Genomic DNA, 13811 nt, shown 5'->3' on the forward strand with positions numbered 1-13811 from the left:
TCGTGGTCCGGACGCCTACGGCCCGGCTCCCTCACACGCTAGGAGGACCCGCGGCCGCGTGCTCCGAGTTGTCCACAGGGCCCGGCTCGGGGAGCGGCCGGGACTCGCGACGGGTGCGCTCCAGTGCCTGGGCATAGCCGGCGCCCATGCCGAGGAGCAACAGTCCCGCGACGATGAAGCTGAGCACCCGGGCGAGGCCACCGAGGAAGGAGAGGTCGAAGAGCAACAGCTTGCCGACGCTCACGGCAGCCAGGGCGAGACCCGCGGGCACGGCGAAGGAGGAGCCGCGCAGACCCCGCAGCAGGAGGACGGCGGCGATCGCCATCCACACGACGGTCGCGCCGGCCTGACCGGCGGTGAAGCCGCCGCGTGGGTCGTCGACGAGCTGCCCGACGAGCGTGATGAGCAGGACGACGCTGCCACCGACCCAGAGCACGCTGAGTGAGGTGAGGGCACGAGGCAGGACGGGGACCAGGGCGGGGAGCGTCGTCGTGACCGCTCGGGCGAGGACGAGGTAGAGCACGGCCAGGCCGAGCGCCGCGAGGAGGTGGCGAGCCGCGACATCGTCGGAGAGGCTGCGCAGGAGGACGTGCGGCAGCAGTGTCATCCCGCCGAGCGTGCCGAGGACGCCCAGGCCCAGCGCCACCACGAGTGTGGTGCGGTGCTGCAGGGCCAGGGCAGCCAGGGCCCACACGAGGCAGAGGCCCACACCCAGGACCGGGGTCCAGTCCTGGCCGTCGCCGGCCCGCAGGGCGGCGCACAGGGAGGCGAGACCGGCGCTCGCGAGAGAGATCTCGGTGAGCCGGTGCTGCAGCGGGGTGTCGGCCGTCTGGTCGGCCAGACCTGCGACGAGCACGAGCAAGCAGGTCATCACCACGAGGAGGCCGACGCCGCTCCAGCGATCATCGACGGCGAGCGCCGCGAGCCCGACCGGGAGGACCGCGACCGGGACGAGGATGCCGAGCTGCTGGGGCAGGCGGGCGACCCGGGCGCCGGCGAGGCTGGTGCCGAGCACGAGGATCGCGAAGAGCACGCCGAGCAGTGCAGCGATGCCCGTGCGCTCGTGGGCGATGGAGAGACCTGCGAGGAAGAGGGCCGTGGGCACGACGCGTGCCAGCTCCAGCACCCACCACTGTCGGTCGATCTGCGCCGGCCAGGTGGCGGCGGCGAGGACGAGGAGGAAGCCTCCGGTCAGCAGGCCGTGCTCGAGACCGACGAAGGGGGCCAGGAAGGCCACACCGAGGACGGCGATGACCGCGAGGAGCTGACTGTCCCAGGCCCGGGCGAGGAGGACACCGCCGAGGGCGATGAGCCCGGCGAGGACCATGCCGACGGCCAGCGGCACCCACTCGTAGATGCGGGTCACGGCCAGGACGTCGAGGTAGCCGGTCGCGATGCCGGTGGCGGCCAGGCCGAGAGCACCGATGGTGCCGGAGGGGCGACGGTGGACGATGACCGCGGCACCGACGAGGCCGAGGGCGAGCAGCGCTCCGCTCACGACACGGGCCAAGGGGCCGAAGAAGCCCATCTGGATGGCCAGGGCGAGGAGGAAGGCGACGCCGATGAGGGTGATCGCGGTGCCGACGACGGCCAGCACCTTGGCGACGAGCCCGTCGCGTTGCCACCACGGCTCGCTGGGTGGCAACGGTGCCACCGGCGTGGTGGGCGGAGGGGAGGTGGGCGCCATCGTGGCGGGCGCCGGTGGGGGCATGACATGGCCCGGGGCGGTCGGAGGCGGGGAGGGCTGGTCCGATGAGGGCCCGGGAGCGCCGGCGACGGGCGCGACCACCGGCGGTGCCACGGGAGTCCAGTGCTCGGGACCGGCCTCGAGCAACTGCTCCGCTTCGGTGGACTCTGTGGCCAGGTGGGCCCGCAGGCGTGCCAGCTCGTTGCCGACGCCGTACATGCGCGACATGGCGTCGGCGAAGTCGTCTTCGATGGCGCGCAACCTCGCGAGGGTGGGGTCTGACATGCTCATGCCCCCAGTGTGCTGTGTCAGCACACCGGGGGCATGAGTTCGGCTACTCAGCGCCGCCTTCAGACGCCACACCCAAAGGCGGGGGTAGCACCCCTGTGGGAGCCAGAGGAAGTCGGTGCCTGCGTCGGGGAGGAGACGATCGAGCGACCGTTGCTTCCTTGTCCTGTGCTCCTGATGTAGATCCTGCACCACCAGACTTGGACCCTGCTGGCATCGACCTGTGAGTCTCCTGAGCCCGCCCGACGTTGGTCAGCCCTGGGCGGACGGCGCGGTGCCGAGGGTGGCCTTGATCGTCTGCTCCTGACCATCACGGATGACGGACAACGAGACGGTCGACCCGATGCGCTGGGCGTGGATCATGCCCACCAGGGACTCGGCCGAGTTGATGCCGGTGTCGTCGACTCCCACGATGAGGTCGCCCTCGCGCAGTCCGGCCTTGTCAGCGGCGCTCCCGTCGGAGACGGAGCGGACCTGGGCGCCAGAGCGGGTCGCCGACCCCACCTTGGCGCTGCCGTCGACCGGCGTCACCCCGAGCAGGGCGTGCTCCGCGCTGCCGTCCTCGATCAGCTGTTCAGCGATCCACTGGGCCTCGTCGACGGGGATGGCGAAGCCGATGCCGATGCTCCCGGACTGGCCACCGGAGCCGCCGAGCGTCGCGATCGAGGAGTTGATCCCCACGAGACGTCCCGCCGCGTCGACGAGTGCCCCTCCGGAGTTGCCGGGGTTGACCGCGGCCGAGGTCTGGATGGCGGAGGTGACGACGGGCGAGGCCTGCTGCTGGGCGAAGGGGTCCTGGCCGCCGCTCTCGCTGGCGCTCGTCGTCACCGGGCGGTTGAGCGCACTGACGATGCCCGTCGTGACCGTGCCTGCCAGACCGAGCGGGTTGCCGACGGCCATGACGGGATCACCCACCGTGAGTCCCTGGGAGGAGCCCATGGTGATTGGCCGCAGGCCCTGCGGCGGGTCGGTGATCGTGACGACCGCGAGGTCGGTCGATGCGTCCTCGCCGGCAACCGTGGCCGCGTAGGTCGACCCGTCAGCGAGGGTGACGGTGATCTGTGCGTCGTCGCCGGCGCCGCTCACGACGTGGTGGTTGGTGAGGACATGGCCTGAGCCGTCGATGATGACGCCTGAGCCCTCTCCACCGGAGCTGCCGCTCTTGACCGTGATCGCGACGACGCTCGGGGAGACGGCTGCGGTCACGGCGTTCCAGTCGGGGTTGGTCTTGGAGGCGCTGCTCACCGGGACGACGCTCGCGACGCCGTCACCGCCGACGGACGAACCGGTGGCTACCGGCGGTGTCTCACCGGGGCCCTGGTCGGTGAGGGAGATGACACCCCAGGTGCCGCCGGTGGCCAGGGCTGCGGAGAGGATGCCGACCGCGGCCAGCTCGCCGACGCGGCGACCACGGTGGCGGTGCAGCCTGGGCGGTGGCGGAGCGGTGAGTGCCTCGGCGTAGGAGGTCGTCGGGGTCGGACCGCCCTCGCCACGTGGTGCGTGCGGTGGGATCGGTGCGGTGGGGTGGTCCATCAGAAGGCTCCTTGTCGAGGCTGTTGGATCCACCCTGCTCCTGCAACTTCGGCCCCGGCTTGGTTTTGCCTGTGGGTTCGCTGTGCCCGGCTCAGACCCGGTCGGGTCGCACGGGGACCGATCCGGGCAGCTCCACCCGGAAGGTCGCGCCACCGCCGGGGGTGTCGAGCACGCGGACCTCGCCGTGGTGCTGGGCGACGATGGCCGTGACGATCGCCAGGCCGAGCCCGCTGCCGCCACGGGCGCGCGAGCGCGCCTTGTCCACGCGGTAGAAGCGCTCGAAGACCCGCTCGGCCACGTCAGGGGCGATCCCCGCGCCGTGGTCACGGACCTCGATGACGGCGCGGTCGCCGACCTGCCCCGTGCGCACCTCCACGAGCACGTCGTCAGCGGTGTGCATGAGGGCATTGCCGATGAGGTTGCTGAGGACCTGGCGCAGGCGGCTGTCATCGCCGAGCAGGACCACGGGGGCGAGCTCGGCATCGAGCCCGACGAGCTGGATGTGACGGTGGGGGGCACGGGCCCGAGCGTCGTGCACCGTCTCTGCGGCGATCACCACCAGGTCGACCTCGGCGAGCTCGAGCGGCCGCTGGTCGTCGAGCCGGGCGAGCAGCAGCAGGTCGTCGACGAGCACGCCCATGCGAGAGGCCTCACCCTCGATCCGGTCCATGGCCTGGGCGGTCTGGTCCGGTCCCTGCACGGCCCCCTGCCGGTAGAGCTCGGCGTACCCGCGCACGGTCGCCAGTGGGGTGCGCAGCTCGTGGCTGGCGTCCGCGACGAACTGGCGCATCTTGGTCTCGGAGGCTTCTTGGAGGGCGAAGCTGCGCTCGACCTGGCCGAGCATGGCGTTGAGCGAGTCGCTGAGGCTCGCGACCTCGTCGTGGCTGTAGCGGACCGGGACGCGACGGCTGAGGTCTCCCGCCGCGATGCCGGCGGCGGTGTCCTCGATGCGGCGAAGGGGTCGGAAGGCTCGCCGGGTCGCGAACCACCCCAGCACCCCACAGGTGACCAGGGCGGTCAGCCCGACCACCGTGGTGACGATCGCGAAGCGCTTGACGATCTTGTTGACCCCGGTCATCGGCATGCCGACGGCGAAGGTGGAGTTGTCCGGTGTCGTGTAGTGGCCAGCGATGAAGCGCCACCGGGTCCGGCCGTCGAGGGACTCCACGGTGAAGGGCTGGCCGCTGCGGACGCGGGGATCGTCGAGCGTCAGGACAGGGACATCGGGCCGGGTGGTCTCGCCGGTGGGGAAGCGGTACTGCCAGGCGGTCCCGTCGGATGGCTGCCGCACGAAGAAGTAGTTGGTCGGGTCTGCGCGCGTCTCATGGCTGTAGATGTCGCCGTTGTCGCCGCCGACGGTCACCGCCGAGTCGTCCTCGGCGATCGGGATGGCCACCGCCCGCAGCTGGTCGTCGACATTGGCCTTGAGGTCACGCTGGACGAGCCAGGCCGTCGTCAGGGAGGTGGCCATGAGGGCCGCGAGCAGGAGGGTGAGCAGGATGACGATGAGCCGCCAGGTGAGCGGCATCGCCTCGAGCTTGCGGACGACGGGCGTGGTCACCCGCTCCATGCTCATGGCCGGCTCATTCCGGGGGCAGGCGCAACACGTAGCCGAAGCCGCGCTTGGTGTGGATCAGCGTCGGGAGGCCCTCGGTGTCGATCTTGCGCCGCAGGTAGGAGATGTAGGACTCGACGATGCCCATCTCGCCGCGGAAGTCGTAGTCCCAGACGTGGTCGAGGATCTGCGCCTTGGACAGCACTCGGTTGGGGTTGAGCATGAGGTAGCGCAGGAGCTTGAACTCCGTGGGCGAGACGTCGATCGAGCGGCCCGCCCGGCGGACCTCGTGCGCATCGTCGTCGAGCTCGAGGTCGGCGAAGCGCAAGGTTGCCTCCGCGGAGGGGACATCCTGCGTGCGGCGCAGGATGACGCGGATGCGGGCGATGACCTCCTCGAGGGAGAAGGGCTTGGTCACGTAGTCGTCGCCACCGACGGTCAGGCCCTTGATCTTGTCGTCGAGGGAGTCCCGCGCCGTGAGGAAGAGGATCGGCTGGTGCCGCTCGGACGCTCGCAGCGTGGAGGCCACCTCGAAGCCGTCGATGTCGGGGAGCATGACGTCCAGGACGATGAGGTCGGGCTCGAGACGGTGGACGATGTCGAGCGCCGTGGCGCCGTCGCCGGCCACCTCGACCTGGAAGCCCGCGAAGCGCAGGGAGGTGGCCAGCAGCTCGCGGATGTTGGGCTCGTCCTCGACGACGAGGAGGTAGGGGCTCGCCTCGGTAGGGGTTGCATGAGTGCTCACCCGATCGAGTGTGCGCCCGTTGTCTGGATGTCTGCTGAACGTTTGCGGGGTCAGGAGAGTCTCCGCGTTGGGTCACGGAGTGACAACGAAGGGCGGATCGCCCGTCCGCTTGGCCCCCTTGGCCCCTCGTGTTTGGTCGGGTGGGGGTGATTCGGAGGACTGGGAACGCCCCGGGAAGATCCTCCGCTGGGAGGAACTGCCGTGCGACACACGCGAACTCTGGCCGGTACCGCTGCACTGACCCTGGCCCTGACACTGGCGGCCTGTGGGGACTCGGGCTCGGACGACGCCTCGGGTGACAAGCTCGCCGAGCTCAAGGACAAGGGGACGATCACCGTCGCGTTCGCCGGTGAGGAGCCCTATTCCTTCGAGAAGGACGGCGAGCTCACGGGCGCGACGATCGCCTTGCACAAGAAGATCTTCAAGGAGATGGGGATCGACGAGGTCAAGGGCGTCAAGACCGAGTGGAATGCACTCATCCCGGGGTTGAAGGCTGGCCGCTTCGACGTCATCTCGGCGGGGATGTCGATCCTGCCCGACCGCTGCAAGGAGGCCTCCTTCGGTGACCCGGAGATCCTCTACACGACGGCGCTCATGGTTCCCGAGGGCAACCCCAAGAACCTCAAGACCCTCGCCGACGTCAAGAAGTCCGGCGCCAAGCTCTCGACGATGAGTGGCGCCATCGAGACCGACTACGCGAAGTCGCTCGACATCAAGGCCACCCAGGTCAAGTCGCCGCAGGACGGCATGGACGGGGTCGCCCGCGGCAGCAGCGATGTCTTCGCCCTCACCGGTATCTCGCTGCGGACGATGGACGAGAACAACCCCGACGTCAAGGTCGAGGTGACCGACTCCTTCGTCGCGGTCGTCGACGGCAAGGAGCAGGTCGGGGCCGGCGCGACGGTCTTCAAGAAGGGTGACGACACCCTGCGCGATGCCTACAACAAGGAGCTCGCCAAGATCACCGGTGACGAGAAGGCCTACACGGACGTCATCGGCGAGTTCGGCTTCACCGACGCCGAGCGGCCCAAGGGTGACCTGACGACCGAGCAGCTCTGCAAGGGTGAGCTCCCGGACGCCAAGTGACCGAAAATCTCGAGGCACTACGTGATGCCCTGCCGAGGTTGGGCGAGGGCGTGCTCGTCACGCTCCAGCTCACCCTCGGCGGGGCCCTCGTGGCCTTCCTCGTCTCGGTGGTCCTCGGACTGCTGAGCATCAGCCCGGTGGCGCCGCTGCGCTGGCTGGCGACGATCGTCGTCGAGTTCTTCCGCGGGACCTCGCTCGTCGTCCAGCTCTTCTGGCTCTACTACGTCATGCCGCTCTTCGGGGTGAGCATGGACGCGGTCCTGACCGGGGTCCTCGCGCTCGGACTCAACTACGGCGCCTACGGTGCGGAGATCGTGCGCGGCTCGATCAACGCGGTGGACAAGGGGCAGTGGGAGGGCGCCACGGCGCTCAACATGTCACCGCTGATGCGCATGCGCCGGATCATCTGGCCGCAGGCGTGGGTGCTCATGCTCTCCGGCTACAACAACCTGCTGATCATGCTCATCAAGGGGACTGCAGTGGCGCTCTTCATCGGGCTGCAGGACCTGGCCTACGAGATCGATGAGCTACGTCTCGACACGACGACGATCTTCGCCTACGGCGTCGGCCTGATCGTCTACTACCTCTTCGCGCTCGTCTTCTCCTCCGGGCTCAGACAGCTCGAGAAGCGTGCCCGTCGACGGCTCGGACTGGGCGCCGGCAGCACCCACGAGAGTGCGGGGGTGGCGCTCTGATGATGCCCGCCATCACCTTCGACGAGTTCTGGAGCTGGGAGGCCGCTCGCGACCTCGCGCCCGAGATCATCGAGGCCTTCGTCAAGGCCACCTTGCTCATCACCGTCGTCGGCACGATCGTCGCCGTGGTCATGGGCTTGATCCTGGCCGTCCTCACCCAGGTCGCTCCCGCGATCCTGTCGAAACCCGTGCGGTGGGTCATGGACGTCATCCGGATGACGCCCCTCATCGTGCAGCTGGTCTTCGCCAAGTTCCTCGTACCGGTCGACTGGAGCATGTTGTGGGTCGGTACGGCAGTCATCGGCGTCCACTACGCGACCTACATGGCCGAGTCCTTCATCGCCGGCATCGGGTCGGTCGACAAGGGGCAGTGGGAGGCGGCCCGGGCGCTCAGCCTCCCGCAGGGACGCACGTGGCGCGACATCGTCCTGCCGCAGGCCCTGCGCTCGACCTTGCCGGCCCTCGGCAACTGGGCGATCTCGATGTTCAAGGACACCCCGTACCTCTTCGCGATCTCGGTCCTGGAGATGGTCACCGTCGCCCAGCAGGCCGGCGGCAACACCTTCCGCTACAACGAGGCCTTCACGATCGCCGGCCTGATCTTCCTCGTCGCCAGCCTGGTCACCGCGGTGGCCGTGCGCAGATTGGAAAAAGCCCTTGTCTACTGACACGACCGGGGGGACACCCCCTTCGACCGCAGTGCCGCCCGTCATCCGCTTCGAGGACGTCGTCAAGAGGTTCGGTGACCACACGGTGCTGTCCGATCTCAACTTCGACGTCGCGCAGGGGGAGCGGGTCACACTCATCGGGCCCAGCGGGTCCGGCAAGACGACGATCCTGCGTCTGGTGATGACCCTCGAGCACCTCACCGAGGGCTACATCTGGATCGACGGCAAGCCGTTGACCCACGACCGGCGCGGTGACAAGCGGGTCCAGCTGAAGCAGAAGGAGGTCGCCGAGACGCGCAAGCAGATCGGCATGGTCTTCCAGCACTTCAACCTCTTCCCCAACATGTCGGTCATCGACAACGTCACCGAGGCGCCGGTGCACGTGCTGGGGCGAGGCAAGGAGGAGGCGCGCGAGCGCGCCCTCGCACTGCTCGACCAGGTGGGGCTGAAGGACCGTGCCGACGAGCACCCGAGCCGGCTGTCAGGTGGTCAGAAGCAGCGCGTCGCGATCGCCCGGGCCCTGGCGATGGACCCCAAGATCCTGCTGCTCGACGAGGTCACCTCGGCGCTCGACCCCGAGCTCGTCGGTGATGTGCTCGCGGTGCTGCGCGATGTCGCCGAATCCACCGACATCTCGATGCTCATCGTCACGCACGAGATGAAGTTCGCCCGCGATGTCTCGCACAAGGTGATGATGTTCGACGCGGGCCATGTCCTCGAGCAGGGGCCGCCGGACCAGATCCTTGGCAACCCCTCGCACGAGCGCACGCGCAGGTTCCTCGACTCGATCCTCTGACCCGAGGGATCCGGCTACAGGTCGTCGGCGTCGAGGATCCGGTAGGCGTACCCCTGCTCCGCGAGGAAGCGCTGCCGGTGTGAGGCGAACTCCGCATCGACGGTGTCGCGCGTGACGACGGTGTAGAAGTGCGCGGTGCGCCCGTCCTCCTTGGGCCGCAGCACCCGGCCCAGACGCTGGGCCTCCTCCTGGCGTGAGCCGAAGGTGCCACTGACCTGGATCGCGACGCTCGCCTCGGGCAGGTCGACGGAGAAGTTGGCCACCTTGGACACGACGAGGAGGCTGGACCTGCCTTCGCGGAAGTCGGCGAAGAGCTCCTGGCGCTGCTTGACGGGGGTCTCGCCCGTGATGAGGTCGGCGTCCAGCTGCTCGGCGAGCTCGTGGAGCTGGTCGAGGTACTGACCGATGACGAGCGTCGGCTCGCCCCGGTGCTGGTCGACGATCGTGCGGACGACCCCGAGCTTGACGGGCGAGCACGACGCCAACCGGTAACGGTCCTCGGCGTCGGCGGTGGCATAGGCCATCCGCTCGGCGTCGCTGAGGGTCACCCGGACCTCGACGCAGTCAGCCGGCGCGATGTAGCCCTGCGCCTCGATGTCCTTCCACGGTGCGTCGAAGCGCTTGGGGCCGATGAGGGAGAAGACATCGGCCTCGCGGCCGTCCTCGCGCACCAGGGTCGCCGTCAGCCCGAGGCGGCGACGAGCCTGCAGGTCCGCGGTCATCCGGAAGATCGGCGCCGGCAGCAGGTGCACCTCGTCATAGACGACCAGGCCCCAGTCGCGGGCATCGAGCAGGTCGAGGTGCGGGTAGATCCCCTTGCGCTTGAGCGTGAGGACTTGATAGGTCGCGATGGTGACCGGGCGGATCTCCTTGCGGGCACCGGAGTACTCGCCGATCTCCTCCTCGGTGAGGGTGGTGCGCTCGAGCAGCTCCTGCTTCCACTGCCGCGCGCTGACCGTGTTGGTCACGAGGATGAGGGTGGTCGCCTTGGCGGCGGCCATCGCACCGGCCCCGACGAGCGTCTTGCCGGCGCCGCAGGGCAGGACGACGACGCCGGAGCCGCCGTCCCAGAAGCCGTCGACAGCCTGCTGCTGGTAGGGCCGCAGGGACCAGCCGTCCTCCAGCAGCTCGATCGGGTGCGCCTCGCCGTCGACATAGCCGGCGCGGTCCTCCGCCGGCCACCCGACCTTGAGCAGCTCCTGCTTGAGGGTGCCCCGCTCCGAGGGGTGGACGACGACCTCGTCGGGAGAGAGCATCTCGCCGAGCAGCGGCGTGATCTTCTTGTGCCTCATGACCTCGGTGAGCACGGCCCGGTCGGTGGTGCGCAGGACGAGCTGGTCGCCGTCCTTCTCCAGCACGAGTCGGCCATAGCGGTCCATGGTCTCGGCGATGTCGACGAGCAGGGCCTGCGGCACCGGGTAGCGCGAGTGCGTGATGAGGGCATTGACGACCTGCTCGGCGTCGTGGCCCGCGGCGCGCGCATTCCACAGACCGAGGGGAGTCACCCGGTAGGTGTGGATGTGCTCGGGAGCCCGCTCCAGCTCGGCGAAGGGGGCGATGGCCCGACGCGCGTCGGCGGACCGCTCGTGGTCGACCTCGAGCAGGAGGGTCTTGTCGCTCTGGACGATGAGCGCGCCGTCGAGGGCCATGTCAGCTCTCCGAGAGGACGATGGCGATGACCACACCGACGACGACGATCACCGTGACGAGGGTGAGGACGGCGAAGGTGACCCACCCGATCTTGGTCAGCTTCGCCGCGCCCTCCGGGTCGGTCGACTGCTTGACGATGCCGAGGATGCCCAGGACGAGTCCGGGAATGCCGATGTAGCAGCAGTAGCCGGTGAGGAGCGTGAGTGAGGACAGGACGATCAGGACGATCGCCGAGGTGTTGGGCTCCGTCTGCGGTCCCGCTGCGTAGTGGTACGGAGGCGGCATGGGCGCGCCCGGGAGGATCGGCGCCGGGAGAGGGGCGGAGCGTCCGGGCTCGTAGGCGGGCGGCTGCGGCCGGGCCGAGCCACCACCCTGGACATAGGGATCCGACGAGTACGGGTCCGACGAGTAGGGCTCGCCGTCTCGCGGGTCCGGCCGATCGTTGGGGTACGGGTCGTTGCTCATGTGGTGCTGTCCTCCCTGGCCTGCTGCGGCAGGCCCGTGACAACGGTACGTGATGCGAGATAGTGGCTGTATGAGCCGTGCACTGCCGCAGAGCGAGCCGATGACCGACCTGCCCCCACGGGTGACGATCTACGAGGTCGGAGCGCGTGACGGCCTGCAGAACGAAAAGGCCGTGGTCCCCACCGAGGTCAAGGCGCAGTTCGTGCGACGACTGCTCGCTGCCGGCCTGCAGACCGTCGAGACGACCTCCTTCGTCTCGCCGCGCTGGGTGCCGCAGCTGGCCGATGCCACCGAGCTGCTGGCCGATCTCGGCGAGGTGGGGCGCGGCCCCCTTCGTCCCGTGCTCGTGCCCAACGAGCGTGGACTGGACCGGGCCCTCGAGGCGGGTGTCGGGGCGGTCGCGATCTTCGGCAGCGCCACGCAGACCTTTGCGCAGAAGAACCTCGGACGCTCCCGCGAGGAGTCCGTCGAGATGTTCAAGCCCGTCGTCAAGCGGGCACAGGACGCGGGCCTGTGGGTGCGCGCCTATGTCTCGATGTGCTTCGGCGACCCGTGGGAGGGGCCGGTGCCCGTGGGTCAGGTCGCCGACGCGTGCGCGGAGCTGATGGACCTGGGCTGCGACCAGCTGTCGATCGGCGACACCATCGGTACGGGCACCGCGGGGCACGTCGAGGCGCTGCTCACCGAGCTCGGCACGCGTGACATCGGCGTGGAGCGGATCGGTGTGCACTTCCACGACACCTATGGGCAGGCCTTGGCCAACACCCTGACCGCGCTGCGTGCCGGGGTGAGCGTCGTCGACGCCTCCACCGGGGGGCTGGGCGGCTGCCCCTATGCCAAGTCGGCCACCGGCAACCTCGCGACCGAGGACCTCGTCTGGATGCTCGACGGCGCCGGCGTGGAGACCGGCGTCGACCTCGACGCCCTCGTCGAGACGAGCGTGTGGATGGCCGAGCAGCTCGGCAAGCCCTCGCCGTCCCGGGTGGTCAAGGCGCTCGCCGGGGCCTGACGGGGCGAAGGGGGGAGCCTCAGCCCTCGACGACGACGCCGGTGATCCGGTGCAGCGAGAAGACCTGCGGCTGCCCGTCGACCTCGCCGATCACCCGACCGCCGTCGAGCGTCATCGGGTGGAAGATCACCCGCCGGGTCGAACCGACGGCGTCCGTCACCCCGAGCCAGACGGGGAGCCGGTCGGCGGCGGCCTCACGCAGCAGCGCCGAGCTGCTCGCCGGGTCCAGTGCCGGGATCGTCGGAGCACCGTCGTCAGGGGCATTGCGCTGCAGCTCCGCGCGGGCCTCGCCCTCGCGCAGCCGGATGAGCACCTCGGCCGACGGCTCCGGCGCGACCTCGGTGACCGGGCGCTCGCGGCGGGGCGTGATGCGCGGTGCAGCGGGCTTGGTCGCGACGACGCCACCGGATCCCTCGAGGGCCGGCGCGGCGCCGACCTCGCGCAGGGACTCCAGCAGCACCGTGGGCCCGACGGGCGAGATGAGCACGGTCGGCGCGAGCTGACGCAGCTGCAGGTGGCTCAGGTCGCGGTGGGTGAGCAGGGCCTCGAGGTGTGTCGAGTCGTCGCTGCGCAGGTAGCTGCCCGCGGTGCCCACGCGCAGCTGGCCGTGGCGTCGGGCGACATCGCGCACGAGGTAGTCGAGCGGCTGCGGGACGGGGCTGGCGCTGAAGCGGGCGAGTGACTCGAGCAGCTCGTCGGCGCTCCACCCCGAGTCCAGGGCCGAGCGCAGCGAGGTCTCGGTGAAGCGGTGCACGCTGGCGCCACCGCGGGACTCGAGCCGGGCGCTGCGGCGCAGGAGGGCCGCCAGCTCCGGGACGGGGGTGCCGGGCACGACCGCGGTGAGATCGGCCTGCAGCAGCAGTCGGTCGACCGGCTCGGGGACGAAGGTCTCGAGCAGGTGGCTCGCCGCCACCTCGTCGGTCAGCAGCAGCCGGCCGACCGAGCCGAGGGCGCCGCGTCCGGTGACCCCGAGCTGCTCGCCCTCCTTGAGCAGGGCGGTGACGGCCTCGTCGGCGCCGTGGGGCATGCGCCGGGGGCGCCGGTGCCGCAGCCGCTCCAGCACGTCAGCGGCATCGGGGGAGGTGCCCTCGGGCAGGGCCGCGAGGATGTCGAGCAGCTCGCGACGCAGCGCCCGCACGGGCGGCCACACCATGCCCTCGGACAGGGCGTTGACCCGGCCCCCGTCCTCGGGTGCCGGGACCGCGCTGGCACGCAGGGACCGCAGCCAGGGGCCGGTCAGGCCGGCCCACCGGCCGGCAGGGGGCAGGGAGCGCCACTCGTCGAGGACCGTCGTGAGTCGCCAGGTCGGCTCGAGTGCGTGGTCGTCGTCGAGGAGGCCGGCGCCCAGGGCCAGCTCGAGGAGGAAGGCGGCGCTCGCCTCGTCGAGGTCGACGCGACCGGCGAGGGCGCGCAGGTCGCGGACGGCCAGGCCGCCGCTGCGCAGGACGCGCGGGCGCAGGTCCTCGACCCGGTCGAGCAGCTCGTCGACGAGCGCGACGACCTCGGTGGCGCTGGCGGTCGCGGCGCGGTCGACGTCGTCGAGATCCAGGGTGCGGGCGCTCTCGGGGGACTCGTCGAGAGGGTCGAGGATCCGCCCGCCCCGCACGAGCAGACCGACCTCGCGGGGGAGCAGG

At 70.1% G+C, this 13811-nt stretch carries 12 protein-coding genes; 5 read left to right on the plus strand and 7 right to left on the minus strand.

What is annotated here, in order from left to right; all coding sequences use genetic code 11:
• Positions 1-31: 31 nt before the first annotated feature.
• The 4 genes from JLI01S_RS10790 to JLI01S_RS10805 form a co-directional block, all read right to left on the minus strand.
• Positions 32-1978, minus strand: coding sequence for a DUF2339 domain-containing protein (locus JLI01S_RS10790; RefSeq protein ID WP_157074921.1), 1947 nt, complete (start codon positions 1976-1978; stop codon positions 32-34).
• 249 nt (positions 1979-2227) lie between these two features.
• Positions 2228-3508: a S1C family serine protease gene (locus JLI01S_RS10795; RefSeq protein ID WP_245634589.1), complete on the minus strand. Its 1281-nt coding sequence runs from the start codon at positions 3506-3508 to the stop codon at positions 2228-2230.
• A 91-nt stretch (positions 3509-3599) separates the two neighbouring features.
• Positions 3600-5084 carry a sensor histidine kinase gene (locus tag JLI01S_RS10800; RefSeq protein WP_068264342.1) on the minus strand — a complete coding sequence of 495 codons (1485 nt, stop codon included), beginning with the start codon at positions 5082-5084 and terminating at the stop codon, positions 3600-3602.
• Positions 5085-5091: 7 nt separating this feature from the next.
• Positions 5092-5808: a response regulator transcription factor gene (locus JLI01S_RS10805; protein ID WP_068264344.1), complete on the minus strand. Its 717-nt coding sequence runs from the start codon at positions 5806-5808 to the stop codon at positions 5092-5094.
• 201 nt (positions 5809-6009) lie between these two features.
• Here JLI01S_RS10805 and ehuB point away from each other — a divergent pair, with 201 nt between their 5' ends.
• The 4 genes from ehuB to ehuA are packed head-to-tail and all read left to right on the plus strand — an operon-like array spanning position 6010 to position 9053.
• Positions 6010-6894 carry an ectoine/hydroxyectoine ABC transporter substrate-binding protein EhuB gene (gene ehuB, locus JLI01S_RS10810; protein WP_068264346.1) on the plus strand — a complete coding sequence of 295 codons (885 nt, stop codon included), beginning with the start codon at positions 6010-6012 and terminating at the stop codon, positions 6892-6894.
• Positions 6891-7589, plus strand: a complete 699-nt coding sequence (gene ehuC, locus JLI01S_RS10815; protein WP_068264348.1) for an ectoine/hydroxyectoine ABC transporter permease subunit EhuC — start codon at positions 6891-6893, stop codon at positions 7587-7589. The genes ehuB and ehuC overlap by 4 nt, the downstream gene beginning before the upstream one ends.
• On the plus strand, positions 7589-8257 hold the full coding sequence (locus tag JLI01S_RS10820; protein ID WP_068264349.1) for an amino acid ABC transporter permease: 669 nt from the start codon (positions 7589-7591) through the stop codon (positions 8255-8257). Before ehuC ends, JLI01S_RS10820 begins: the two co-directional genes overlap by 1 nt.
• On the plus strand, positions 8247-9053 hold the full coding sequence (ehuA, locus tag JLI01S_RS10825; protein ID WP_084349366.1) for an ectoine/hydroxyectoine ABC transporter ATP-binding protein EhuA: 807 nt from the start codon (positions 8247-8249) through the stop codon (positions 9051-9053). The genes JLI01S_RS10820 and ehuA overlap by 11 nt, the downstream gene beginning before the upstream one ends.
• A gap of 14 nt (positions 9054-9067) precedes the next feature.
• Here the strand turns inward: ehuA and JLI01S_RS10830 are convergent, their stop codons facing one another.
• The gene (locus JLI01S_RS10830) at positions 9068-10702 is read right to left on the minus strand and encodes a DNA repair helicase XPB (RefSeq protein ID WP_068264355.1); all 1635 of its coding nucleotides are present in this window, start codon (positions 10700-10702) and stop codon (positions 9068-9070) included.
• Between the two features lies 1 nt (position 10703).
• Positions 10704-11168, minus strand: coding sequence for a hypothetical protein (locus tag JLI01S_RS10835; RefSeq protein WP_068264357.1), 465 nt, complete (start codon positions 11166-11168; stop codon positions 10704-10706).
• Between the two features lie 70 nt (positions 11169-11238).
• Between JLI01S_RS10835 and JLI01S_RS10840 the strand changes: the two genes are divergently transcribed.
• The gene (locus JLI01S_RS10840) at positions 11239-12177 is read left to right on the plus strand and encodes a hydroxymethylglutaryl-CoA lyase (protein ID WP_068264359.1); all 939 of its coding nucleotides are present in this window, start codon (positions 11239-11241) and stop codon (positions 12175-12177) included.
• 19 nt (positions 12178-12196) lie between these two features.
• Here the strand turns inward: JLI01S_RS10840 and JLI01S_RS10845 are convergent.
• A partial coding sequence (locus tag JLI01S_RS10845; RefSeq protein ID WP_068264363.1) for a helicase-associated domain-containing protein occupies positions 12197-13811 on the minus strand: 1615 nt, incomplete at its 5' end.

Origin of the sequence: Janibacter limosus NBRC 16128 (assembly GCF_001570985.1) — a bacterium.
GTDB lineage: Bacteria > Actinomycetota > Actinomycetes > Actinomycetales > Dermatophilaceae > Janibacter > Janibacter limosus.